At 39.1% G+C, this 26651-nt stretch carries 24 protein-coding genes; 20 read left to right on the top strand and 4 right to left on the bottom strand.

All coding sequences use genetic code 11. The annotated features are described in order from the left end of the window. Positions 1–47 precede the first annotated feature (47 nt). From hemG to E2K98_RS20410, 4 genes are all read left to right on the top strand, one after another. A complete protein-coding gene (gene hemG, locus E2K98_RS20425) occupies positions 48–1430 on the top strand; it encodes a protoporphyrinogen oxidase (protein ID WP_133337386.1) in 1383 nt (460 codons plus the stop codon). Between the two features lie 534 nt (positions 1431–1964). Next, complete coding sequence (gene nagE, locus E2K98_RS20420) at positions 1965–3404, top strand: N-acetylglucosamine-specific PTS transporter subunit IIBC (protein ID WP_133337384.1); 1440 nt, start codon at positions 1965–1967, stop codon at positions 3402–3404. A gap of 173 nt (positions 3405–3577) precedes the next feature. Next, positions 3578–4243, top strand: coding sequence for a hypothetical protein (locus E2K98_RS20415; protein WP_208025399.1), 666 nt, complete (start codon positions 3578–3580; stop codon positions 4241–4243). Between the two features lies 1 nt (position 4244). Further along, entirely contained in the window at positions 4245–4949 is a 705-nt protein-coding gene (locus tag E2K98_RS20410) for a hypothetical protein (RefSeq protein ID WP_133337382.1), read from the top strand. A gap of 157 nt (positions 4950–5106) precedes the next feature. On the opposite strand, the gene E2K98_RS20405 is transcribed toward E2K98_RS20410, so the two are convergent. Both E2K98_RS20405 and E2K98_RS31770 read right to left on the bottom strand, forming a co-directional pair. Next, entirely contained in the window at positions 5107–5622 is a 516-nt protein-coding gene (locus tag E2K98_RS20405) for a class I SAM-dependent methyltransferase (protein ID WP_235824884.1), read from the bottom strand. Beyond that, the gene (locus E2K98_RS31770) at positions 5588–5710 is read right to left on the bottom strand and encodes a hypothetical protein (RefSeq protein WP_235824883.1); all 123 of its coding nucleotides are present in this window, start codon (positions 5708–5710) and stop codon (positions 5588–5590) included. The genes E2K98_RS20405 and E2K98_RS31770 overlap by 35 nt, the downstream gene beginning before the upstream one ends. Before the next feature lie 473 nt (positions 5711–6183). Between E2K98_RS31770 and E2K98_RS20400 the strand changes: the two genes are divergently transcribed. Genes E2K98_RS20400 through E2K98_RS20390 form a run of 3 tightly spaced genes read left to right on the top strand, consistent with a single transcriptional unit; the run spans position 6184 to position 10038 of the window. Further along, complete coding sequence (locus tag E2K98_RS20400; protein ID WP_133337380.1) at positions 6184–7542, top strand: APC family permease; 1359 nt, start codon at positions 6184–6186, stop codon at positions 7540–7542. 13 nt (positions 7543–7555) lie between these two features. Beyond that, positions 7556–9169, top strand: coding sequence for an amidohydrolase (locus E2K98_RS20395; RefSeq protein WP_133337378.1), 1614 nt, complete (start codon positions 7556–7558; stop codon positions 9167–9169). Continuing rightward, a complete protein-coding gene (locus tag E2K98_RS20390; RefSeq protein WP_133337376.1) occupies positions 9166–10038 on the top strand; it encodes a carbon-nitrogen hydrolase in 873 nt (290 codons plus the stop codon). The genes E2K98_RS20395 and E2K98_RS20390 overlap by 4 nt, the downstream gene beginning before the upstream one ends. Before the next feature lie 40 nt (positions 10039–10078). On the opposite strand, the gene E2K98_RS20385 is transcribed toward E2K98_RS20390, so the two are convergent. After that, positions 10079–10444, bottom strand: coding sequence for a DoxX family protein (locus E2K98_RS20385; protein WP_133337374.1), 366 nt, complete (start codon positions 10442–10444; stop codon positions 10079–10081). Positions 10445–10949: 505 nt separating this feature from the next. On the opposite strand from E2K98_RS20385, the gene E2K98_RS20380 reads away from it, so the two are divergent. From E2K98_RS20380 to E2K98_RS20325, 12 genes are all read left to right on the top strand, one after another. Then, entirely contained in the window at positions 10950–11633 is a 684-nt protein-coding gene (locus E2K98_RS20380; RefSeq protein WP_133337372.1) for a hypothetical protein, read from the top strand. 149 nt (positions 11634–11782) lie between these two features. Then, positions 11783–12280, top strand: coding sequence for a shikimate kinase (locus E2K98_RS20375; protein ID WP_133337623.1), 498 nt, complete (start codon positions 11783–11785; stop codon positions 12278–12280). Continuing rightward, a complete protein-coding gene (aroD, locus tag E2K98_RS20370) occupies positions 12280–13044 on the top strand; it encodes a type I 3-dehydroquinate dehydratase (protein ID WP_133337370.1) in 765 nt (254 codons plus the stop codon). The genes E2K98_RS20375 and aroD overlap by 1 nt, the downstream gene beginning before the upstream one ends. 306 nt (positions 13045–13350) lie before the next feature. Continuing rightward, a complete protein-coding gene (locus tag E2K98_RS20365; protein WP_133337368.1) occupies positions 13351–14364 on the top strand; it encodes an ABC transporter ATP-binding protein in 1014 nt (337 codons plus the stop codon). Next, complete coding sequence (locus E2K98_RS20360) at positions 14345–15313, top strand: ABC transporter ATP-binding protein (RefSeq protein WP_133337366.1); 969 nt, start codon at positions 14345–14347, stop codon at positions 15311–15313. The genes E2K98_RS20365 and E2K98_RS20360 overlap by 20 nt, the downstream gene beginning before the upstream one ends. Before the next feature lie 56 nt (positions 15314–15369). Then, positions 15370–16983, top strand: a complete 1614-nt coding sequence (locus E2K98_RS20355) for an ABC transporter substrate-binding protein (RefSeq protein ID WP_133337364.1) — start codon at positions 15370–15372, stop codon at positions 16981–16983. A gap of 88 nt (positions 16984–17071) precedes the next feature. Continuing rightward, a complete protein-coding gene (locus E2K98_RS20350) occupies positions 17072–18079 on the top strand; it encodes an ABC transporter permease (RefSeq protein WP_133337362.1) in 1008 nt (335 codons plus the stop codon). A gap of 12 nt (positions 18080–18091) precedes the next feature. Next, a complete protein-coding gene (gene nikC, locus E2K98_RS20345) occupies positions 18092–18994 on the top strand; it encodes a nickel transporter permease (protein ID WP_133337360.1) in 903 nt (300 codons plus the stop codon). A gap of 591 nt (positions 18995–19585) precedes the next feature. Next, entirely contained in the window at positions 19586–20242 is a 657-nt protein-coding gene (locus E2K98_RS20340) for a GntR family transcriptional regulator (protein ID WP_235824882.1), read from the top strand. A gap of 15 nt (positions 20243–20257) precedes the next feature. After that, positions 20258–21475: an L-2-hydroxyglutarate oxidase gene (gene lhgO, locus E2K98_RS20335; protein ID WP_133337358.1), complete on the top strand. Its 1218-nt coding sequence runs from the start codon at positions 20258–20260 to the stop codon at positions 21473–21475. Positions 21476–21780: 305 nt separating this feature from the next. Beyond that, positions 21781–22719: a glutarate dioxygenase GlaH gene (gene glaH, locus E2K98_RS20330; RefSeq protein ID WP_133337356.1), complete on the top strand. Its 939-nt coding sequence runs from the start codon at positions 21781–21783 to the stop codon at positions 22717–22719. A gap of 400 nt (positions 22720–23119) precedes the next feature. Beyond that, on the top strand, positions 23120–23575 hold the full coding sequence (locus tag E2K98_RS20325) for an N-acetyltransferase (RefSeq protein WP_133337354.1): 456 nt from the start codon (positions 23120–23122) through the stop codon (positions 23573–23575). A gap of 50 nt (positions 23576–23625) precedes the next feature. On the opposite strand, the gene E2K98_RS20320 is transcribed toward E2K98_RS20325, so the two are convergent. Continuing rightward, a complete protein-coding gene (locus E2K98_RS20320) occupies positions 23626–25017 on the bottom strand; it encodes a sigma-54 interaction domain-containing protein (protein WP_133337352.1) in 1392 nt (463 codons plus the stop codon). Positions 25018–25232: 215 nt separating this feature from the next. Here E2K98_RS20320 and E2K98_RS20315 point away from each other — a divergent pair, with 215 nt between their 5' ends. Further along, complete coding sequence (locus tag E2K98_RS20315; protein ID WP_268884122.1) at positions 25233–26642, top strand: amino acid permease; 1410 nt, start codon at positions 25233–25235, stop codon at positions 26640–26642. Positions 26643–26651 lie beyond the last annotated feature (9 nt).

The raw sequence follows: 26651 nt of genomic DNA, 5'->3' as shown, positions 1-26651 counted from the left end.
ATAAACTGTAATGGACTAAATATAGAACTATATAAGAGGTGGCAGAAGTGAAAACAGTCGTAGTAATCGGTGGCGGTATTACGGGGTTATCGGCCATATATGAATTACATAAATGGAAGAAGGCGAATGGGGCAGATGTCAGGCTGATTCTGATAGAAGCTTCCAATCAGCTTGGAGGGAAAATCCGAACCGTCAAACAAGATGGATTTGTAATGGAAGCAGGAGCGGATTCCATTGTCGCCCGTAAAATGGAGAACATAACGGTGATCGAAGAACTTGAGATGGAAAAAGAAGTGGTTTATAATGCGACAGGTATTTCCTTTATTTACAGTGATGGAGAATTGAATCCAATTCCAGAGGATGCAGTGTTTGGAATTCCGGCAAGCATTGAATCGCTGGCGAAGAGCACGCTCGTTTCTGCAGATGGAAAAGTGGCAGCACTAAAGGATTTTTATACAAAAAATGAAACATTTACAAAAAATGACTCCATCGGATCCTTTCTTGAGCATTTCTTAGGAACAGAATTGGTTGAAAAACAAATTGCCCCAGTCCTCTCCGGCGTCTATTCCGGAAAACTCAGTGACTTAACGATCAAATCTACTCTTCCATATTTGATTGATTATAAGGAAAAATACGGAAGCATCATAAAAGGACTTGAAGCTAATAAACAAAAATTTAAAGGCGGAGAAAGGAAGTTTCTTTCTTTTCAAAATGGTATAGGTTCACTGATTGACGCGTATGAGCAAAAGCTGGATGAAGCTGAAATTTTAAAAAATACAAAAGTCAATAAAATTGAAAAAGAGGGCAGCCGTTATCAGTTGTTTCTGAACAATGAGGAAATTATCGAAGCGGATTACATCTTGCTAAGTATTCCAAATACGGCTGCTGAATCGTTAATCGATGACCAGGATCTTCAAAGCAGGTTTTCAGGATTGAAAAATAGTTCGTTAATTAGTGCGTATCTTGGCTTTGATGTACCCGACAGTGTACTTCCAGCGGATGGAACGGGATTTATCACTGCAAATACGGATGAATTATCCTGCAATGCCTGTACGTGGACAAGCCGGAAATGGGACCACACTTCAAAATCCGGAAACCTGTTGGTCAGACTCTTTTATAAAAGCAGTCATCCTTCATTTGCTTCTTTAGAGGAAATGGATGAAGAAGAATTACTAGAGGTTGCGCTTGGCGACATTCGCAAAAGCCTTGGAATTCAAGCAAAGCCAGTTGCCAATGAAATCACCAAATGGACCGATCAAATGCCGAATTATTTAATTACCCATCCAAAAAGTGTTGAAGCACTTGAAAGCAAAATGGCGGCTGATTACCCTGGAATCATCCTTGCCGGTTGTTCTTATTATGGTGTGGGAATCCCTGACTGTATCGAAAATGGGGTGGATTCGGCAAGGAAAATCATTCAAATGTTTTAATATTGAAGAGGATAGCTGATGTGTTTAGCTATCCTTTTTCTTTTTTCTAGGCTTTGTAAAAGACAATGTTGATTTTTAAACAAAGTTGATTGGAGCGGAAGATGCGAGACTCCTCGAAAATGCTAACGCATTTTCTTCGTGCGTGGGTGGATTCAAGGATGTCATTCAATGTCCTGCGGGAGCAGCGGGACAGGTGAGACCCCACAGTCGCTAAAGCGCCGAGGATGCTCACCGCCCGCCCCGCGGAAAGAGAGCATCCTGGAGCGGAAATCAACAACCAAGTATAACACAGCCTCTAAAAAAGAAATCTATTAAGTACTTTTTCCTTTCACCCTATGAATTTGGCTAAATATGTATTTTAACGGTTGCGGAGTAATAAAATAATAAAAAATTATGATGGAGGGGGTGGTCCATGGCGAGCGGGACCTAAGGTAATTTACTATTTAAAGGGCATTATATTTTCTCATTGTTAAACTATTTTTTGATGTTAATTGGTTGTTAGCTTTCTAGAATCTTTTAACAGGAGGAATTAACATGAAGAAATATCTGCAGAGAATTGGTCGTTCCTTAATGTTACCTGTTGCTGTATTGCCGGCCGCAGCCATCCTCATGGGGATTGGCTATTGGATTGACCCAACCGGATGGGGGGCTGGCAGTCCAGTAGCGGCTTTCTTAATTAAAGCAGGAGGCTCAATCATCGATCATATCCCGATTCTTTTTGCCGTTGGAGTTGCATTGGGCATGGCAAAGGAGAGGGATGGTTCGGCGGCACTAAGCGGCTTGGTAGCTTACCTGGTCGTGACCACCTTGCTTTCAAGCAGTTCTGTTGCGATGTTACAAGGTATTGACGCAGCTAAAGTCGACCCTGCTTTTGGAAAAATCGAAAATGCCTTTGTTGGGATTCTCTCAGGTCTTGTCGCTGCCCGTACGTATAATCGTTTTAGCCATGTAAAATTACCGGATGCACTAGCCTTTTTTAGTGGTAAACGGCTCGTGCCGATCATGACCTCACTTGCCATGTTGCTCATTTCCCTCGTACTTTATTTTGTCTGGCCAGTAATTTTTACCGGTCTGGTTTCCTTCGGTGAAGCGATTAGTAAATTAGGTGCTCTTGGTGCTGGTCTATATGGATTCTTCAACCGATTATTAATTCCACTAGGATTACATCACGCCTTAAATATGGTCTTTTGGTTTGATATTGCCGGAATTAACGATATTGGGAACTTCTGGGCGAGTAAAGGGGTTAAAGGTGTTACCGGTATGTATCAAGCAGGCTTCTTCCCTGTAATGATGTTTGGTTTGCCTGCTGCAGGGCTCGCCATGTATCATACGGCAAAAACGAAGCATAAGAAACAAGTTGCCTCTTTAATGATGGCAGCAGGATTTGCTTCCTTTTTTACAGGAGTGACAGAACCAGTTGAATTTGCTTTTATGTTTGTCGCACCGGTCCTTTATTTGGTTCATGCTGTATTAACGGGTATATCTTTAGCCGTAGCAGCTTTATTCCATTGGACCGCCGGATTTGGCTTCAGCGCTGGATTGATTGACTTTGTTTTAAGCTTGAAAATTCCAATCGCCAATCAACCGTATATGCTCCTTGTCCAGGGGTTAGTTTTTGCCGTCATTTACTATTTCTTATTCCGCTTTATCATCGTGAAATTTAATTTGATGACACCTGGAAGAGAAGAGGATTTAGATGAAGAAGCCGTTGGGTCCGTTATAAGCGGAGGGAAATTTGCAGAGCTTGCAGCCAAAATTTATGAAGGCTTGGGTGGAGATGCAAATGTATCTTCTGTTGAAAATTGTGTAACCCGATTAAGAGTTGAAGTAAAAGATATGAGTGCTGTGGATCAAAACAAGATTAAGGCAACGGGTGTTCCGGGTGTGATAGTTGTTGGGCCGCAAAACATTCATGTAGTGGTTGGAACTCAAGTGCAATTTGTGGCTGATGAAATCGATAAATTGAGGAAATAAGATGATAAGGGTGTCCCGAAAGGAATTTTGGGACACTTATTTTTTATAGATTGCTAGATGATATATGTGTTATTGTAGTTTTTACTAGTTGTTAAAATATTCCTTTTTGTTATATGGGGAGGTGCTTCAACATAATAAAATTTGATTTTTCCTTTTCTATGGTCGGTTTATTAATGGGAGCAGTGTCATGGGCTATCATTGTCACCATTGCCTTGCAAATGTATAAAAAACGGACTGTTAAGCCAACGAAATGGAAAGCGATTGTTGCCATCGTTATCGGTATTTTTTCGTTTACGATTAATTGGAATATGTCTGGGACGCAGATTAAGTTTCCAATTTTGCCGCTTGGGGTGTGGATTTTATACTGGATATTAAAAGGAAGGGGGGATTCCTGGACGATTTATCGTCATTTTGCTTGGCTGGGGTTTTGGGCGAATTTTATATTTTTACTTACATCTTTTGTTGCCATCCCTGTTCAGCAAATGTTATATCCTCAAAAAGAGGTATCAACCTATATTTCCAATATTAATCAGGCTTCGCTGGTTAAAATTTATTCCCCAGCAAAAGATGATTCTCTAAATAAGGAGAACTTACAAAAGCAGCTTGATACTATGACACAAGAACCTCTCTATAGTGAAGAATGGTTTTATTCCAACATGGATACAAAGAAAAAATATGAAAGATTTCCTTACCAGCTTATTGGCTCCTCACCTAAGTTTGGCAGCGGCTTGAAAGTAATAGTTTATGTTAAAAATGAAGGTAAAGGATTACTAATTGTTACACCGAATGAACAGCTTTATTTTCGCTCCCAAAATTCGTTGTTAGAAAGGGGGAATTAAGTTGTTGAAAAAAAGTTTATGGGTAGCTGGAAGTCTAGTCTTATTAGTCTTCGCAGCTGTCATGGTTTATGGGTATTACTTTCAAATTCTAAGCCCATTCCCTGCAAAAAAACAATTAATTAGCGAGATTAATAAGCTTTTCCCCGAAGCTGCGGCAAGCAAGATTCAAGATACAATCACCCTTGATAAAAAACATGTATTTGTGCCGTATATATCAAAAGGAGACAAATACGGTGCAAGTTCATGGGCGTGGAATCAGCGTAAATGGGAACTTGAATCGATCAATACAACAGGTGAACCACAATTATGGAAAATTAACCTCGAAGACCCGTCAACGTACTATTTTACTTGGAATATGGATCCGGATAGTAAATTGAGTGATGGTAAGTTTTATATGTTGAGAGACAGGGGATTTTTTATAACAGACGGGAAAGAACATTATTTACCTAGGATTCAAATGGAGAAGAACATCTCATTCCAGACCAAACCATATGGGGTGTTGAAAATCCCAAGGGAATGGGTGGTAGTATTGAATTCATTTATTGACCAGGGTACATCTAAAAATGATCAGCTGAATTTTGGCTGGGTTCCCTATGATTCTAATAACAAGGTGCTGTCTCCTAAAGATCTAATCGGTAATGGATTTTCAAATTATGGAGATCACATTGAAATGGTAAGATTTTTGGCTAAAGATGAAATCGAATGAGGAACAGGACTTGAGAACCTGTTTCTTTTTTTAAGCCTCATCAGCGCGAAGAAATTGACTCCAATCACTGTGGAAATTCTGAAATCAAAATAGCTATACTTATGCGGTACTGCATAGAAAAAGAAATTCCCCATATTTTGAGGGGAATTTCTTTGCTTTAATCTACCTTTTGAAATAAATAAAAAACGTATCCATAATACTCATGATAGTTTTGATATAAATCGATTTCCTGTTGGATATGGTTAATTACTTTTAGAGCATCCTCATGGTCTTTGTATTTTTCACGAAGCAATGAGAGCCGTTCTTCCAAAGGAGTATAGTAATCTTCCCACCAAGCGGACTCAGGTAAAACAAAGGAATCAATGAGTCGATATCCCAGCGACTTAGCCAATTGTACATTCGAGTCAATGGTACCCGCTCCAGGATAGGCTTCGTCCCAAAAATCTCTTGCTTCCTTTGGGGCATTGTCTTTCAACCAGGTAAATTCCGTAACGGCCACAATCCCATCCTGTTTAACAAACCGTTTCCATTCCTTTAATCCCTTTTCAAAACCAATAATGTAAATGGCTCCTTCCGACCAAATTACATCGAATTTTTCCTCTTCGAATGGAAGATTGCACATATCAGCTTTTTGAGGGTCAATTTTTTTTTGAAAATCCTTGTTGTTCAGCACGCACAGAAAGGACCTTCAAAAAATCTTCATTTAAATCAGCAGCTAAAATACTGCCGTCCGTTATACCGGCAAGCTCAATCGTTTGCATACCAGGACCACAGCCAATATCTAAAATTACGGGTTGAGAAACATACTGTTCAATTAATTGATAGGCTTTTCTAGTAGACTCATTATTTCCAGGACCTTCTCTAGGAATATCTCTGTGTATTTCAAAAAAATCTTCATTTCTGACTCTCCAATCGTTTACACTTATTTTACAATGGGTGTCCGAAATAATGACGGATTCTATCTAAAATCGTTCAAGGATTTTTCTAGTAAAAAAGCAATTATGCATTTTTACATATATTATTTAATTATGCATAACTAAGGGGCTCGAAATATAAAATGTTTTCTGAAAAGTCAGTCACCTATTACTTTCTTGGGATTGGCACAAAAATTGCATTTTTATTTTTAGGCTGTGTTAAAGGACATTGTTGATTTTGAACAACGTTGATTGGTGCCTGGAGCGGAAATCAACAACTAGGTTTAACAGAGCCTATTTTTAAAAAGGAGGAATGATAGATGCAAAAACCCGTTCAATTACAACGGTCGTTAACTTTCTTTCATCTTGTATTGTTAGGCCTTGCTTACATGGCTCCATTGACCGTCTTTTCCACCTTCGGAATTGTTGAGTCCATTTCGAAAGGTGCAACACCCTCTGCTTACATAGTTGCCCTTATTGCCATGCTGTTTACCGCTTACAGCTATGGAAGAATGGGAAAGGTTTTTCCGATTGCAGGTTCTGCTTATTCCTACACACAAAAATCGATCAGCTCACACCTAGGCTTCATGGTTGGCTGGGTTATTCTAATGGATTATTTATTTATCCCGATGATTAACTTTCTCATCATAGCTCTTTACTTGACAGATTATTTTCCGTCCATTCCCTTTAGTGTCTGGATAATTAGTATGATTGTTCTTGTAACCGTCTTCAATGTGATTGGTACGAAGGTAACGGTGACCATGAACATGCTTCTTCTCGGATTCCAATACCTCGTACTGATTTTTTTCGTTATCCTAAGTGTAAAGGCTCTTTTAGGTGGAACAGGGCAAGGAACGTTGTTCTCAGTAACACCATTTGCGACTGAACATACTTCATTGATTGCCGTATTTTCAGGGGCATCGATTCTCTGTTTATCGTTTTTAGGGTTCGATGCCTTAACGACGTTTGCCGAAGAAACGATTAAACCGGAAAAAACGATCCCGAAGGCCATCATGTTTGTAACACTTTTTGCCGGAGCTTGTTTTATCTTCATTTCATATCTTTCACATTTAATTCACCCAGATTTTACTTCATACAAAAATCTTGATACGGCTGCGATTGAAGTAGCAAAATTGATTGGCGGAACCTTTTTTAATGCACTTTTTATCGCTGCAATGGTCGTTTGTGCATTTACCTCTGCAATGGCTTCCCATGCGAGTGTATCAAGAATTTTATTCGCAATGGGCAGAGATTCCGTTATTCCGAAAAAGTTTTTTGCTTATATCCATCCAAAATTTAAAACACCTGTTAACAATATTGTCTTAGTGAGTATTTTTGCCTTAGCGGCGTTGTTTACTGACCTTGTCACAATTACTTCCTTTATCAATTTTGGGGCCTTAATCGCTTTTACCTTTGTAAATTTAAGTGTAATTGCTCATTATTTTATAAAAGGGAAGCAAAGGTCGTTAAAAGGAATTGTATTGTATTTGATTGTTCCACTAATTGGAGCCGTCATTTCGATAAAACTATGGAGTGATTTGGATAGTAAATCAATGACTTTAGGAGGAATTTGGACTGCTGTAGGGATTGCCTATCTGGCATATAAAACAAAATTATTCCGTGTTCAGCCGCCACAACTTGATTTTACTGAAGATTCTAGCAATGATTTAACTATATAGGGAGAGATAGAAATTGGAACTTAAAGCAGACATTGTGATTCGTGGGAACGCAGTTTTCACAGGTACCTCAGATGTACCGGTACCAGCGTCCATCCTCATAAAAGAAAATAAAATTGTTAAAGTCATAGAATCAGAGGATGTTTCTGATTATATTGATCATCAGACGAAGATTTACGATTTTGAAGATCAATTAATTATGCCTGGTTTTCATGACTTTCATATTCATCTCCTAATGGGAGGTTTATTGAATGATAGTGTCAGACTTCATTTAGCCAGATCGGCAAAGGAAGCGGCGCAGATGGTTAAAGAATATGCCGATTCAAAAAATGATGATCCCTTTGTTATTGGCTGCAGCTGGGAGCAGAATGAATGGGACGAAGGGGAACCACATCGATTCTATTTGGACGAGGTTATTCCAGATCGCCCAGTCCTTCTGTATCAAGCAGAATTCCATAGTGCCTGGGTGAATTCAAAGGCACTGGAATTAGCGGGTATCGATCGATATACGGAAAATCCGCCATATGGGGAAATCGTTAAAGATGAAAACGGTGAGCCGACTGGATTATTACTAGAACATGCTGTTGGACTTGTTACGAAGGTACTGCCGATTAGTCTCGAAGTAAAAGAGAAGCTGCTAAATAACTTTTTATCGGAGGCCGTAAAATGCGGGGTGACTTCGGTACATGACTTATTGCGGATTCCGGAAATGAGTACAGAAGAAGCAGAACTCTACGCCGGCTATGAAATAGAAGGAAAACTGACGACACGGGTTCATTTCGTTGCTCCGTTAAACGGTGATCTGGAGCTCGCTAAAAGTTTACGAGAAAAATATAAAAGTAATATGGTTCAATTCTGCGGTTTTAAGCAGTTTGCTGATGGCGTAACCACCAGCTATACTGCTTATTTGCTAGAACCTTATACCAATAATCCGGAAACCAAAGGGAGCACGGTTTTTCCGGAGGAAACAATTAAAAGGTGGACAGTTGAGGCGGATAAGGAAGGGTTCCGGGTGCGGTTCCATTGTATTGGGGATGGCGCTGTTCAATTGGCTTTGGATTCATTTGAAGCAGCACAAAAGGAAAATGGGGAAAGAGATTCCCGCCATGCGATTGAGCATGTGGAAATGATTGATCCGAATGATATTGAACGTTTTCATCAATTAGGTGTGATTGCCTCCGTACAGCCAGAGCATATTAATGTGACAGCAAGAGATGTTTATGAGGAATTAATTGGGCCGGAAAGAATGAAACATAATTATTTATTAAAGACGATGCTGGATCAGGGTACAAAGGTTATTTTTGGCACGGATTATCCTGTCGTTAAATTGGATCCGTTTCCAGGAATCTATCGCGCGGTTACTAGATTGGATGATGATGGAGTAGTGTGGGATGGGAAGGAGAGAATTTCTCTAAAGGATGCACTCCTTTCCTATACGTCTGTACCAGCATATGGCTCATTCCGTGAACATGAACTTGGGACGATAGAAGCTGGTAAATTAGCAGATATTATTGTCCTTGACCGGAATCTATTTGAGGTTCCGTATGAGGAAATCAAAAATACAAAAGTAGTTTTTACCATGGTTGACGGAAAGGTTGTCCATGAAATAGTTGAGGAGGTTTCTTTATGAGTACTGTGAAAATTGGATTGGTGCAAATGACGTGTGATGAGAGAGTCGAAATCAATATCGAAAAGGCAAAAGCAAAGGTGAGGGAAGCAGCAGCCCAAGGTGCAAACATTGTCTGTTTGCAGGAACTCTATCATGCGCAATATTTTGCCCAGACAGTTTCGGTGGATCATTATCAGTTAGCTATCCCCCATGATCATGAAGCGATTGTGGAAATGCAGGAGCTTGCCAGAGAACTTGGAGTCGTGTTAATTGTCCCATTCTATGAATGGGCGGCAAAAGGAGTTTATTTTAATAGTGCAGCAGTTTTTGATGAAGCAGGCAATCATTTAGGAACAACCCGAAAAAATCATATTCCGGATGGTCCGCAATATCATGAAAAGTATTATTTTACACCGGGAGATACTGGTTACCCGGTATATGATACGAAATTTGGAAAAATCGGGATCGGTATTTGTTGGGACGAGTGGTTTCCTGAAGTTGCTAGGATTTTGACATTGAAGGGTGCGGATATCCTTTTCTATCCATCTGCAATCGGATCCGAGCCGGATCATCCGGAGCTTTCGACAAGGACTGCATGGACGAAGGCGATTTCCGCACATGGAATTCATAATGGTGTCTTTGTTGCTGCAGTCAACCGGGTTGGCCAAGAAAAAGACATGAACTTTTACGGGGGCAGCTTCATCAGCAACCCGATGGGAGAAATCATCCTTTCCTTGGATGAACAAGAAGGAATACTAGTTCAAAGCATCAATTTAAAAGAAATCGAATTTGCCAGAAACCTATTACAGTTTTTACGAGATCGACGAACCGATACTTATGGGCCGATTCTTGAAAAGTCATTGGTGCCTGTCACCACTCGAAATTTGTAGGTTTATGTCAAAAAAATCCCCCTTGGCAAAGGGGGATTTTTCAATTTGGATTCCGATTATATAGAACAATAAGCAGGATTAGCATGACAATATCCAAGCGTGCATTGAAGGCAAACTGTAAAATACTTGTGTGGATAGTTGGTACTTTGGTTAGAATGATAGCAGCGATCATGATAGCGATTAACGGAATCACTGCATTTCGAACGCTCTTGTTGAGCATGATTAGGATCCCGCAGACAATCTCAAGGAGAATAACAGTGTTCAGTAGAATATACGGATAAGGCAAGCCTAATCCGATAAAATGATTGGCTAAGTCTGTATTCAGTAATTTCATAAAACCGGAAGTAATAAATACGTAGGCGACAGCATAACGAATAAGTTTAAAGGTTGTAAATGAACGAAACATGGCAATCCCCCTTTATAAAAGGGTATGCAATAAGGAGGACAAACCATTACAGAAAAATTATTTGAATGATTTCTGATCATACTGGAGTGAAAAAAGTTGAAGAATGAGAAGAAATGGGTTATTTTTTAACATTAACAAAGGAATAATAAAAGATTTTAAAAAAACATGAGGCGACATACGTTAGGAAAAGAACATTCAGAAATTGGTGCAAGCCCCTATCCCTCCTTAGAAATCTATCTTTATAGTTTCATTTTAACCAGAAAATGCAAATTAATAATCAAAGCAATGTAAATATTTGGTTAAGTTTAGCTGAGGATAGGAAAATAAATTGATTGAGAGGACCCAGAGAAGGATGAATATTCTGTCTTCTTTAATATATACCTTATTCATTAGTTTTATAGAACTGTTATATCTTGTAGGAGCTATAATTGTTGTCGGTTTGATCCTTGGGATACTTGAGAAATACTCGAACAAATTTTTGATTCGGACTTTTGGAGTAAGAGGTGTGCTTTGGACAGCCTGGATTGGTACACCGATTCATGAACTCGGTCATCTAATCATGTGCTTTATATGGGGGCACAAAGTGTCTAGAGTGAAATTCCTGCAGTTTAATAGCCCGGATGGTGTCCTAGGATATGTAGAGCACTATTACAATCGCGATAGTACCTATCAACAGATAGGGAACTTTTTTATTGGTTTAGGGCCAATCTTTAGCGGTATTGGTTCCTTGCTTTTGGGAATGTACCTTTTGCTGCCGCAATCCTTTGACGCCGTAAGATCTGAAATACATTTGCATGTTTCTTTTGAAACCATAGACGTAAATGTTTTAAAAGCAGTAGGAGCTTCCGTTATTGCAATCATCAAAAGTATTTTTACTCCTGAAAATTTAATCAATCCATTGTTTTGGATTTTCCTAGTTCTTGCTGTCTGTATTTCCGGGCATATTGGCTTAAGTAGGGCAGATATCCAAAATTCAACAAAAGGACTTCTAATGATCTTCTTTGTATTAGTTTTAGTTAATTTTGCTGCAGGAATTTTACAGATGGATACGTTTACAATTATTAGCAGAATCTCAGAATACAATGCCTATGTGCTTGCATTCTCAAGTATCGCCGTAATCCTTTCACTTCTAACCTTTTTGCTCAGTTTCGCTCTTTATAGAAGTTTCATTTACGCGAGGAAGATTTAAATTAGAAAACAGTTGTGGGAACTTTTTCAGAATTATCAATTGTTTTTACTATCATCCAAGGCTTATACTTTATACAAGTTGCTATTTTAGGCTTTCGGGAGTGAAAAATTTTGCAAAAAGAAGAAAAAAGCATTGTTTTAATCGGTTTTATGGGTGCTGGAAAAACCACGGTTGGAAAAATCCTAGCTGAAAAATTGAATCGGGAATTTATTGATATAGATGAAGAAATCGAGAATGAATTCAATCTACCTGTATCGCAAATATTCAAGCAATATGGAGAGAGTACCTTTCGTTCAAAAGAAAAAAGTCTTATCACGGAAAAATGTAATCTGGGCAGACAGATTATTTCGGTTGGAGGTGGGGCATTCCTGCAAGAGGAAATCCGTAAAATCTGTTTATCCACTTGTACGGTTATATTCCTAGATATATCCTGGGAGTGCTGGAAGGGCCGCATTAGCCTTATTATCGATAGCCGTCCTGTATTGCAAGGAAAGTCTTTGGAGGAAATGGAAGAACTATTTTATAAACGGCAGGAAGTTTATGTACAGCACCATGTTAAAATTCAAACGGATTATAAGGGGCCGGAAGAAGCTGCCGATGAAATCATCGACTTATTAAAGTTAGTCGAAAAAGGGAATGGGTTGTAATGAAAAAAACGATAACGGTTCGGGGGATTACACTTGGAGAAGGCGCTCCAAAGATTTGTGTGCCATTAGTGGGAACCACATTAGCGGAATTAATGGAAGAAGCCAGATATATAGACACAATTGATGCTGATCTCGTGGAATGGCGTGTTGATTTTTTTAATCATGTTGAGCAGATTGAAAAAGTGAAGGAAGCACTTAGTGAAATCCGAATACTTCTTAAGAATAAACCGCTAATTTTTACCTTTCGAAGTGCCAAAGAAGGCGGAGAAAAGGAAATCAGCCTGACTGATTATCTAGAATTAAACAAAAGAATTGCTGAAACAGGTTTAGTTGATATGATTGATGTTGAGTTATTTAATGAGGAATCAACGGTTAAAAGCTTAATTGAATTTGCCCAAGCACATAATGTGTTGGTCATTCTATCAAATCATGATTTTGAAAAAACGCCGCCAAAAGAAGAAATCATAGCAAGATTGCAAAAAGCTCAGAAATTAGGTGGTGATTTACCGAAAATCGCCGTAATGCCAAAAAGTCCTGCAGATGTATTAACTCTATTAGATGCAACCAACACTATGAATGAACAGCATGCTGATCGCCCTTTTATCACTATGTCAATGGCTGGAAAAGGCGTAATCAGCCGTTTAGCAGGAGAACTGTTCGGTTCAGCACTGACTTTTGGAGCCGCAAAGAAATCTTCTGCTCCAGGTCAAATTGATGTGAATGAATTAAGAAAAGTATTATCACTTTTACACAATAATTTATAATCAGTAGGTTAAAAGAAAAAACTCCATTTTTAAACGTTATATCAGAATTAGATTAAAGATTAATCCACTAGAAAATAATAGAAAAAAACAATTAGATCTGTCTCCAGCGCTTTAAAGTGAAAACGCGTTGGAGCAGGTCTTTTTTATTTTATTCAAATAAAAATAATTATATTTTTAAAATTATTGCTATATTCAGAAATTGTCGATATAATAAATTATGTCATAATTCCCACAATAATCATTATATTATAATATCTTCAAAGCTCAGAAAGACATAAAATAATTTACTTACAGGTAGGTGTAAACGTGAGCAAAGACCCTATTCTAAAAATTAAAGACCTAAAAGTTTCCTTTCTATCAGGAAAGAAATACGTACCTGCGGTAGATGGAATCAGCTTCGAGTTAAAAGAGGGAGAAATTCTTGGAATTGTTGGGGAGTCAGGCAGTGGAAAAAGCGTAACCTCCTTAACCACCATGGGCTTAATTCCAATTCCTCCGGGAAAAATTGAAGCCGAAGAAATTTCCTTTGAAGGAAAGGATCTAACATCCTTATCGGAAAAAGAGTGGCGAAAAATCCGCGGGAATCAAATTTCAATGATCTTCCAGGAACCGATGACATCACTAAATCCGTTATTTACGATTGGGAATCAACTGATTGAAGCCATTCAATTACATACTGATCTTTCCAAAAAAGAAGCAAATCTGAGATGCATTGAATTATTAAAGCTAGTTGGTATTCCACGGGCTGAGGGAATTCTTAAAGAGTATCCACACCAGCTCTCCGGTGGGATGAGGCAGCGTGTGATGATTGCGATGGCCATGGCCTGTAACCCAAGAATGCTGATTGCCGACGAACCGACAACTGCTCTGGATGTAACCATTCAGGCACAAATCCTTGCATTAATGAAGAATTTAAATAAAAAAACAGACACATCCATCATTCTTATTACCCACGATTTAGGAGTAGTAGCCGAAATTTGTGAACGAGTCATTGTAATGTATTCCGGCCAAATCGTCGAACAAGGCGATGTACGAACCATCCTTAAAAATCCGCAGCATCCGTATACAAAGGGATTACTAAAATCCGTACCAGATCTAAGAGGAAAAAAAGAAAGATTGTACAGCATCCCAGGAAATGTTCCAGCACCCGGAACGATAAATAAGGGATGCCAATTTGCGGCGAGATGTTCGGAAGCGTTTTCACAATGTTTTGAAGAATCACCGAAATTGTACAAAATGGAAAAAGATGGGCATGTTGTGAGATGTTTATTACATTCATCAGGGGAGAGGAGTGACAAACATGTCGGAGTTACTTCTTGAAGTTAACGGTTTAAAAAAATACTTCCCAATAACGGGCGGCCTTCTCGGCAGAAAAGTAGGAGAAGTTAAGGCAGTTGATGATGTTTCTTTTTATGTTAGAAAGGGAGAAACGCTAGGAATCGTCGGCGAAAGCGGCTGTGGCAAATCCACAACCGGAAGGCTGTTGATGCGTCTGATTGAGGCTAGTGATGGGAAAATTATTTTTGAAGATAAAGAGATTACCAGCATGTCGAAATCTGATTTGCGAAGAACGCGTAGGGACATCCAAATGGTGTTCCAGGATCCCTATGCATCTTTGAATCCCCGCCACTCTGTTGAACAGATTCTTGAGGAGCCGTTGATTGTTCACGGCATTGGAACAAAAGAAGAAAGACAGAAGCGGGTAAAAGAAATGCTTGAAGTAGTCGGGTTAAGCAGCTATCACGCAAAGCGCTATCCACATCAATTCAGCGGCGGCCAGCGTCAGCGGATTGGGATTGCAAAAGCATTGATGACGAAACCGAAGCTGATTATCGCTGATGAACCTGTATCCGCTCTCGATGTATCGATCCAGGCTCAGGTATTGAACCTGATGAAAGATATCCAACAGGAATTTGGCCTTACATACATATTTATCGCCCATGACTTAGGGGTTGTCCGGCATATTAGTGACCGGGTAGGCGTAATGTATTTGGGTAGATTAATAGAATTAGCAGATAGTGAAGAACTATACGAAAATCCATTGCATCCTTACACAAAAGCACTTCTTTCAGCCGTACCCATTCCGGATCCTGATATTAAACGGGAAACCATTTTAATTGAGGGGGAGCTGCCAAGTCCGGCCAATCCTCCTTCAGGTTGTGCTTTTCACACAAGATGTTCGGAATGTATGGACATTTGCAAAACAGCTAGACCAGAAGAACGAAATGTGAATGGTCATTACGTAGCATGCCACTTGTTTAACGAGTAAAGCATGAGGCGTTTATGATAAAAATTTTTAAAGAGAAACCGGGGGTAAAAGAACGCATGAAGAAAACAATGAAATTGTTACTGATTTCGATTTTGGCCATCAGCATGTTCCTTGTTGGCTGCAGCAGTAAAACAAGCAATAATACTGATGGCAAAAAAGACACTGCAGCGAGCGGCGGGTCGAAGAAAGATACGCTTGTCTTTGCGCGCGGCGGTGATTCCACTTCATTGGATCCAATTACGACAACTGAAGGGGAAACGTATCGTGTAACTGAAAACATTTTTGAAACTCTTCTAGATTATGGTCCACAGGATACAGTTGTACAACCAGGATTAGCTGAGAAGTGGGAAGTGTCGAAAGATGGGTTAACCTACACATTCCATCTTCGTCAAGGAGTTAAATTCCATGACGGTACAGACTTCAATGCAGATGCTGTTGTGTTTAACTTTGACCGCTGGATGAATGGGGATGCTGATAAATTCCCTTACTATACAATGTTCGGCGGCTTTAAGAAGGACAAAGGCCATGTGATTAAAGAGGTAAAAGCAGTTGATGCAAATACCGTTCAATTCGTTTTAAAAAGACCACAGGCTCCATTCTTAAAGAACTTAGCGATGTCGCCATTTGGAATTGCCAGCCCGGCAGCTGTTAAAAAATATGGTGATAAATTCAGAGAACATCCAGTTGGTACAGGTCCATTTAAGTTTGTTGAGTGGAAGCAAAATGACCGTATTGTTCTTGAAAAGAACCCTGACTACTGGCAAAAAGGTTTACCTAAGTTAAACAAAGTGATTATCCGTGTTATTCCTGAAAATACTGCGCGTCTTAATGCTTTAGCAAATGGTGAAATTGATATCATGGATGGATTGAACAACTCTGATGAAGAGCAAGTAAAATCCAATGCGAATTTGCAGGTAATCGAGCGCCCTTCTATGAATGTAGGTTACATCGGTTTAACTGTGACACGTAAACCATTTGATAACAAGCTTGTCCGTCAAGCATTAAACATGGCAGTTGATAAGAAGGCGATTATTGATTCCTTCTACGGCGGTAAAGCAGTTGCGGCGAAAAATCCAATGCCTCCTTCCATTGAAGGCTATGATGATGCGATTCAAGAATATCCATATGATTTAGAAAAAGCGAAAAAACTATTGGCAGAAGCAGGATATCCAAATGGATTTAAAATGGATCTTTGGGCAATGCCTGTAGCTCGTCCTTACATGCCTGAAGCACAAAAAGTAGCTGAGGTTATTCAAGAAAGCTTTAGTAAAATTGGTGTAAAAGCTGAAATTAAATCAGTTGACTGGGCTACTTACCTGGACAAGGCAAACAAAGGTGAATTTGACGCCTATATGCTTGGCTGGACTGGTGACAACGGAGATGCTGATAACTTTATTTACACATTATTAGATAAAGACAGCATTGGAAGTAATAACTATTCACAGTACAGCAATGACAAATTACATGACATTCTAATCAAGGCTCAACAAGAAAGTGATCAAGCAAAACGTAATGAGCTTTACAAACAAGCTCAAGAAATCATTCACGAAGATGCACCGTGGATCCCACTTGTTCACTCAACGCCATTAATGGCAGCTGCAAAGGATGTTGCTGGATATCTTCCACATCCAACAGGATCTGAGCCATTTACAAACGTATACTTCAAGTAATTTTGTTGCGGAAGGGGAGCGTGGCCTCCCCTTTTGTTAACTACAGCATCGGACTCATAAACCATCATTGAAAAAAGAGGGTGAGAAAGTGTTTACATATACGGTCCGCCGTGTCTTTTCATTAATCCCAGTATTATTTGGAATGACTCTAGTCGTTTTTGCCATTATCCACGCTATTCCCGGAAACCCTGCACAGGTAATCCTCGGCCAAAGAGCAACAAAAGAAGCGATCGCTACGCTTACCGAACAATTAGGCTTGAATAATCCTTGGTACATACAATATTTTGACTATATTAAAGCACTCCTTCATGGTGACTTGGGAACTTCATTACGGACAAGGGGTCCAATTAATGAAGAAATTTGGCCCTACCTAGCAGCAACGATTGAACTTGCCGTTGTGGCAATGATTATCGCTGTTGTTGTTGGGGTGAATGCAGGGATTATCAGTGCATGGTTTTCAAAATCATGGTTTGATTATGTAGCAATGGTCCTTGCCCTTGTAGGAGTATCCCTTCCGATCTTCTGGCTTGGTTTAATGGAGCAATGGGCGTTTTCTATCCACTTAGGCTGGTTTCCAACCACTGGACGCGAAGATGTCAGAGACCCGGTTTCGGCAATTACAAATTTATATCTGGTCGACACCTTACTGCAAGGTAGGTTTGACCAATTTGCTACCGTTTTAAAGCATTTGGTTTTACCAAGTTTCGCCCTGGCAACCATTCCAATGGCCATCATCGCAAGGATGACACGGGCTACTATGCTTGAGGTTATGCGGTCTGATTATATTCGAACAGCGCGGGCAAAAGGGCTTAGAATGTTTTGGGTAGTGTACAAGCATTCATTGAAAAATGCCGTTATCCCTGTTTTAACTGTAATCGGTTTACAAATGGGACTTTTGTTAGGCGGAGCAATCCTAACCGAAACCATTTTCGGCTGGCCTGGAATTGGACGTTACTTATACGATGCCATTGCCTATCGGGATTATCCGGTAATACAGTCAGGAATCCTGATCATCGCTGCAATCTTTGTTTTAATTAACTTAATTGTCGATCTGTTGTATGTATTTGTTGATCCACGAATAAAGTACACGAAGTAGGAGGGATTTTAAGTGGCTGAACTTGCAAAGAATACAGTCGAGATCAATTCGGCAGCCGTTGAAGAAGAAAAGCTTACACCTCCGTGGAAGGAAGCAGTACAAGCGTTTTACAAAAATAAATTAGCTGTTATTGGTTTGGCGATTGTTCTATTTTTCATTGTTTTAGCGATAGTAGCGCCTTTAATCGCACCTTATAGCTATAAAGAGCAGGTGCTGGCTGAAAGGCTGCAGGCTCCATCCGGAAAACATTGGTTTGGAACGGATGATTTTGGACGCGATATTTTCTCACGGATTGTCTATGGAGCAAGAATCTCTTTATGGGTAGGATTTTTCTCTGTGTTAGGATCCGTAGTTATTGGGACACTTTTAGGAATTGTCGCTGGATATTACGGCCGCTGGGTAGATACGATTATTTCTCGTATTTTTGATATTATGCTGGCTTTCCCTAGTATTCTATTAGCGATTGCGGTTGTGGCAATTTTGGGACCTTCATTGCAAAATGCGTTAATTGCGATTGCAGTTATTAATATCCCAAACTTCGGCCGACTTGTACGTTCAAAGGTTCTTAGTGTTAAACAGGAAGAATATATTATGGCGGCACGGGCTGTAGGAATGAAGGATACGAGAATTTTGTTAAAGCATATTCTGCCAAACAGTATCTCGCCAGTAATTGTACAGGCAACACTTGCAATTGCAACAGCGATTATCGAAGCGGCAGCATTAGGTTTCCTTGGTCTGGGTGCTCAAGCACCAACGCCAGAATGGGGGAAAATGCTTTCGGATTCCAAGCAATATCTTGTACAGGCACCGTGGACATTGTTTTTCCCTGGTATCGCCATCATGCTGACTGTACTGGGATTCAACCTAATGGGTGATGGACTGAGGGATGTCCTGGATCCGAAGATGAAGCAATAAAAAAAGAGACTCGATGAGAGTCTCTTTTTTTATTTGGCTAAATCTAAGATTTCCACTCAATAAGGGAGAAGCAGAAGGTATTTTACCAAAAGCGGTGAGTAAAAGAGGAGAACCGGTTTGTAAATGCTCCAAAGTGGTAGGTAAAGAGACAAAACTGGTGGGTAAACGAAATGAGGTTTCAAAATCCCAATGTTATTTTACTAAAAATGGTGATTTTCTATTCGAAAAGGTATTTAAATAAGAAAGATAACTTAGTTTTCAATAGATTAAATGATAAGCGGAAGGTATTTTACTAAAAGCGGTGGGTAAAAGGAGAGAACCGGAATGTAAATACTCTAAAGTGGAAGATAATGAAGAAAAACCGGTGGGTAAACAAAATGCGTTCAAATTCTAAACAGATGTTTACTAAAAATGGTAATTGTCTCCTTCAAAAGTAACTTTAAAAGAAAAGATGCTTTGGTCTTAAAAAAACTAAATTGGATACAAATAAAAATAATTGTATCCAATATTATAAAAAATATATTGAAAATTGCCATTTTTGCTGATATATTGATTATATTGTATCCAATCTAAAGAGGAGTGGATAAAATTTTGGGTAAAACAAGTGAAGATAAGTCAACAATCGTAAAATTTGTAACGAAGAGCCTCCGAAAAGCGATTTTGAATGGAACATTGAAAAAAGGCGACCGTCTAATCCAAGAAGAGTGGGCAGAACGACTAGAAGTTAGCCGAATGCCGATTCGTGAAGCGCTAACACAGCTTCAGATGGAAGGCTTAGTAGAAATGATTCCCCATAAGGGAGCCGTAGTTACTCCGATTACAAAAGACAACATTGAAGAAATCTACCATACACGTGCATTATTAGAAGGATTGGCTGTTGAAAAATCACTTCCTTTTTTAACAGAAGATGATAAAAAAAGATTAAAAGATATCCTTATCCAAATGGAAGAACTGGAAATATCAGATGCTACCAATGATCAATATATTCAGTTGAATGCTGCTTTTCACGAAACATTGCGGAAGGATTGTCCATGGCCGAGGGTTCAAAAAATGGTGGAAACTCTTGGAATCTCACCAATTGCACCGAATCTACTAGTTGATTATTACTGTGAAACACAGCGGGAGCATCGGATGATTTATGAAGCTGTTTTACGGGGGGATGCTGCAGAACTCCGTGCAGCCGTGGAATTTCATATTTTACGAACTAAGAATAATTTAATTCAGTATATGGAAGAGCTGAATAACTAAAAAGGGGGATTAGCAATGTTTGATTTTGCGATTATTGGAGGGGGAATTGTTGGTCTATCAACAGGTATGGCCATTTATCAACGTTTTCCTGATGCAAGAGTGGTTGTAATTGAAAAGGAGTCCGCTGTTGCACAACATCAAACCGGGCATAATAGCGGGGTAATCCATTCTGGTATTTATTATAAGCCAGGCAGCTTTAAGGCTCGCTTTGCGCGCCAAGGAAGCCAATCGATGAGGGAATTCTGTGAAACGCATGGGATTGAACATGATATTTGTGGAAAAGTCATTGTTGCTACCAAACAGGAAGAAATTCATCTTCTAGAGAATCTACATAAACGGGGACTAGAAAACGGTTTGAATATACAGCGCATTGGATCCGATGAATTAAAAGAAATTGAACCCCATGTAAATGGAGTTGGTGCTATACGAGTACCGATGGCAGGGATCGTAAATTATCGCCAAGTCAGTGAGAAATTTGCTGAGATCATTAAAGCAAACGGCGGTGAGATTCAATTAAATACAAAAGTAGAAAAAATCCACGAGGAATCAGATCAAGTGACGATTGAAACCTCACGAGGCACAATTAAAGCAAATATGGTTATCAATTGTGCCGGACTGCACAGTGACCGTGTTGCTGAAGCTGCAGGCTATAAAACAGACATGAAAATTGTCCCGTTCCGTGGTGAATACTTTAAATTAAAACCGGAAAAACGCTACCTTGTAAAACACCTTATTTATCCTGTTCCTAATCCTAAATTCCCATTCTTGGGTGTTCATTTTACCAGGATGATATCCGGTGAAGTCGATGCAGGTCCTAATGCTGTATTAAGCTTTAAACGGGAAGGGTATAAAAAAACGGATTTTAACGCGAAAGACCTTGCCGAAGTTTTAAGTTACGGAGGGTTTTGGAAACTTGCTGGTAAATTTATGAAAGAAGGATTAGAAGAATATGTCCGTTCCTTTAGTAAAAAGCAATTTACCAAAAGTCTTCAAGAATTAATACCTGAAATTCAGGAAGATGATCTGATTCCGGCTCCGGCGGGTGTGCGTGCCCAGGCCTTAAAGTATGATGGGAATATGGTAGACGACTTCAATATTATTATGGGAAAACGCTCTATCCATGTATGTAATGCTCCATCGCCGGCAGCAACAGCTTCGATTGAGATTGGGAAAGAGATCGTAAGGCGGATTCCTGCAGAAACAAAAATAATAAAATCCGCTATAATCGTTTAAATATTAAAAAGAGTTTGACAAGTAAGTTTTTAAGGTTTATACTATAAGTAACTTATATTTATAGTATGCTTTCCTTTTGAAAACTACCATTTCAAATTCGGGAACAATTATAAATAATCGAAAACAGGAAAAATAATAACAGACTGCCTATTCGCTACGATTCTATTTCCGTAGAACGACCAAGTGAACCCAAGCCAGTTGCAAAAAAGTAAATTCCTTATTGTTTAGGAATCCTTTTGCAACTGGCTTTTTTATATTTCCTGTTTTTAAAATATTAAATTCATTAAAAATCGGAGGAATGAAAGATGAGTATTGCACAAAAAACATTTGCGAAATTTGAAAGGGTTACGGAAAACTATGAAGTAAAGGTTCATCCACAGACGAACCGTTTATACCACATTCAGCTGTCAAAAGATAGCATTGTTAAATTCCTTAATCGTGTAGCCCAGGAAAATTATTCTGTTCAGCACTTGGAATACACACCATATGCTCGTATTCTTGTAGCTTCCTATTTATTAGACCAGGTAGGAGAAGAGTTTGGTGAAATCCTTCGCGGCATTGTTCATGACAGGGAATCAGGTGGCTTTACCCTTGGTTTAGAAGGTGTCACCGAAAATACAGACGAATATGTTATTTTTGCAACAGCCATCTCTCATTTATTAGGAAGTCCTAACCATGATTCTATGTCAGGAAAATATTATGCACGGTTTAGCGTAAAGGATACAGATAGCAGTGATTCGTATTTGCGCCAAGCGTATCGTTTATTTACCCTCCATACGGATGGTACGTTTGTGGATGAACCTACCGATTGGTTATTAATGATGAAGATGGTGGAAGAAAATGCAGTTGGCGGGGAATCACGATTATTACATCTTGATGACTGGAAGGAGCTCGACTATTATACTAGCCATCCGTTAGCAAACTACAAATTTACCTATAAAGCACCAAGAAGTAAAAATGTCGACCAAGAGATTGAGCGCCTAACTTTTTTCAATTATAATAACAAACCTGGTATGTGTTTTATCGATCAATTTGTGTACCCTGAAACAATTGAACAAGCAAAATATCTTCGTGACTTGTCTGCCTCAATGGAAAATGACGAGAGTGTAACGGAGTTGGAACTTCCAGTTGGAGATCTTGTTGTTGTTAATAATATTTTCTGGCTTCATGGCCGTGCAGCGTTTGAAAAGAATCCAAACTTAAATCGGGAATTACTTCGTCAGCGCGGACGATTTAATCAATAAAAATCATTATTTTGTACCCAACCCCTTTGGGTAAATATACAGACAAATTCATTTTCCTGGACCTTTGTTCAGGAATTGAATTTGTCTTTTTTATTTAGCTGTGTTAAAGGACAATGTTGATTTCGAACGACGTTGATTGGAGCGGAAGGCACGAAGACTCCTGTGGGAGTACGGGACAGGGGAGACCCCGCAGGAGCGAAGCGACGAGGAGGCTCCCCGAACCGCCCACGGAAAGCGAAGTGCCTGGAGCGGAAATCAACAACCAAGTTTAACATAGCCTTTAAAGAAACATTTGTTGAAAAATAGAACACAATAATATATTGTATTTTTAAAATATTTTTATTGAGTAAAAATACATATAGTTGTATATTTATAATATTATTGCAAAAGGAGCAATCAGATGGATATTTATCATGCAGTTACCAGTGATGTAAAAGATATTTATAAATTAATTCAAATTTATGCGGAAAAAGAAATTGTATTGCCGCGTACGTACTTATCACTTTATCAGCACTTACAATGTTTATATGTTATGAAAGAGAATAATAAAATACTAGGTGTAGCTGGTTTACATGTTTTAGGTCAGGATCTTGCAGAGATTCGTTCTTTAGTTGTATCTCCGGAGCATGCCGGGAAGGGGATTGGCCGTAAACTGGTAAATCGCCTTGTAGAGGATGCACCTGAACTTGGAATTAGCCGTGTAATGTCCTTCACCTATGAAACTGAGTTTTTCAAAAAGTGCGGCTTTGAAATTGTGGCAAAGGAGACTTTGCCTGAAAAGGTTTGGGTGGATTGTATGAACTGCCCTAAGTTTAATTGCTGTGATGAAGTAGCCATGATCAAATATATCGGATAAACGAAACACCTCATTTAGAACGAATGAGGTGTTTTTCATAACTAGGTTTATTAGAAATTATCTAAGTCTTCTTTGTGTTTTTTTAGTTTACGAATAACCGATGGCTGGCTGATACCAAGATATTTAGCTATTTCATAAGTGGATTTACAATGCTTTTGAGCTTTTTCCAGCATCCATTTTTCCACCAGATCTAATACAGTTTTAAGATCCGTTTCTTCTGTTATCAGATTTTCAATTAGGGAGACATCCTCCTCGTGTGTGGATCCATCACCCAAAATGGAAGTGGGGAGTGAATGCTGACGAATAATGGGTTCTTCGGTAGTTAAAACAAGTCTTTCAAGTAAGTTCTCTAATTCCCGAACATTCCCAGGCCATTTATAATTAAGTAGTTTTTCAAATAAGGAAGGGTGTAATTTTTTCGCCGTTTTATATTTCTTGTTCATTAACTCGATATAATGGTTAATTAATAGAGAAATATCTTCCTTTCGATTGCGTAGGGGAGGTATGGGAAGAGGAATTACATTTAATCTATAATATAAATCAAGACGGAATTCCCCTTTTTGCACCATTTCTTCTAAATTTTTATTTGTAGCTGTTACTAACCTAAAATCAACATGCCGCTCTTTCGTTCCGCCCACTCGGATAAACTTTTTTTCTTGTAAAACCTTTAATAATTTTGCTTGGATAGACAAGGGTAGTTCACCGATTTCATCTAAAAATAGCGTCCCTTCATGGGCTTGTTCAATCAATCCTGGTTTCCCATTTTTTTGTGCGCCTGTAAAGGAACCGGATTCATAACCGAACATTTCCGATTCAAATAAACTTGCTGGGATGGTTGTGCAATTTACTTCGATAAAAGGCTTCTTATGCCGGTTGCTATAAGAATGCAGTTTTCGGGCTAGCATGCTTTTTCCAACTCCAGACTCTCCTAACATCAACACTGTAGCATCGGTAGGGGCTACCCTCTGGATGGTTTTCGCGATTTGCTGCATTTCCTTACTTCGATAGAGGATATCCTCTCTGCCCTTTAATTCCTCCATCTCGATTTGATACTCTTTTAACTTTCTTTCTAATTGTTCGTATTGAGCCTGAAGGCTGCTAATTTCCGTTCGGTCAAGAGCGTAACTAATAACGCGGATGATTTCCCCCTTATCATTGTAAATGGGATAAGCGGTCGACATGATGACTTTTCCTTTTTTTGTGTTTTGCATAATTTGAATGGGTTTTTGTTCTGTGAGTACTTTTGCTGTAATCGAGGGCGTTAAGATCCCTAGTTCCTGAAGTTCAAAAATAGATTTCCCAATGTATTCTTTTGGTCCGTCTTCATAAACCGTCCAATGCTCACTATTGGTATACAAAATAACCCCTTTTTCATCCGTGATGGTGATATTGTTATTGGAAGTTTTTACAATGGTCTCTAAAATAATTTCTGCTATCGACATGGGCGCTCCTTTTCTACCTTGTAATCTACTATAAATATAATTCAGAATCGAATTAATAATCAATAAGTGAATCAAAATAATCTACTTTTAATTCGAAAATGAATCGATTTTTTAAAAAAGTTCGACTTTTTTGTCTAAATTAAGGGAAATTACTGTTGGCACGGTAATTGCATTAAATATAGATGTATATCGATAAAATTGGGGGGGGATGTTTAGTGGGGATTCAAAATCATGAACTGAAACATGATCTGAAGACAAGGCATGTAACCATGATTTCGATTGGCGGTGTTATCGGTGCCGGCCTATTTATAGGAAGTGGAACGATGATTATGTCGGCAGGACCGGGTGCATTGATTTCTTATATCATTGCAGGATTAATGATTGTTCTAGTCATGCGGATGCTGGGAGAGATGGCAGTTGTAAACCCTGATAGTGGTTCGTTTGCTACTTACGCGCAGCAGGCCTTTGGTCCGTGGGCCGGGTATACGATTGGCTGGTTATACTGGTTCAATTGGGTGATTATTGTAGCGATTGAAGCAACCTTATTGGGAACGTTTGTTCACAATTGGATTCCTTCCATACCTGCGTGGGTGGCAAGTTTAGTCTTTCCTATTTTAATGACTGCTACGAATGTCTTCTCGGTTAAAGCCTATGGGGAGTTTGAATACTGGTTAGCTTTTATTAAGGTTTCTGCCATTATTATTTTTCTATGTGTAGGTACAGTAATCATTTTTGGTTGGTTTCCAGGAGTTAAAGCGACAGGGATTACCAGCCTGATGTCAGGTTCAGGCTTCTTCCCGCATGGATGGATGCCTGTACTACTAAGTGTCATCTTTATTACCTTCTCACTATCAGGGAGTGAGGTAGCAGCGATTGCAGCGGGAGAGTCCGAAAATCCGGAAAAGAATATTATTAAGGCGATCAATGCTGTAGTTTGGCGGCTTCTGCTTTTCTTTGTCGGTTCCGTAGCTATTTTAGTTATGATTATTCCGCAAAATGCCAAGGATTTGTTGCAATCACCTTATGCCAGTGTTTTCGATATGGCCGGTCTTCCCGCTGCTGCTCAAGTCATGAATGGAATTATTTTCATTTCGCTTCTTTCTGTTTTGAATTCCGGACTTTATACAAGTTCGCGGATGCTATACTCTCTATCAAAAAAGGGAACGGCGCCAAAATTCCTATCACGAGTCAGCAAAAGGGGGATTCCGCTTTGGGCCTTAGCTGTAAGCGTTATCTTTACCTATATATTCACAACGTTTAAATTTGTCTCGCCGAATGGATTGTTTGTATTTTTGGCTAATGCTTCTGGTGGTGTAACCATCGTGATGTATATTTTTATAGCCTTCTCCCATATACGCTTGAGATTAAGAGCAGAAAAAAATGATCCTAAGAAACTTAAAGTGAAAATGTGGTTATTTCCTCACTTAACCTATGCTACGATTATCGCCCTATTTATTATATTTGTTGCCCAAGCTTTTATCGATTCAATGCGTGAACAATTCTATCTTACTTCACTTCTTACGATCCTCGTAATTGGTTCTTACTTTCTTTTTTTTCGAAAAAAGGAGAAGGTCAAAAACCAGTCGGATATTGGATTTAATTCTGAAAAAATAGTAAATGATTAATTATTTTAT

The sequence above is a fragment of the Bacillus salipaludis genome (assembly GCF_004358205.1).
This window is presented reverse-complemented; position numbering and strand designations above follow the sequence as displayed.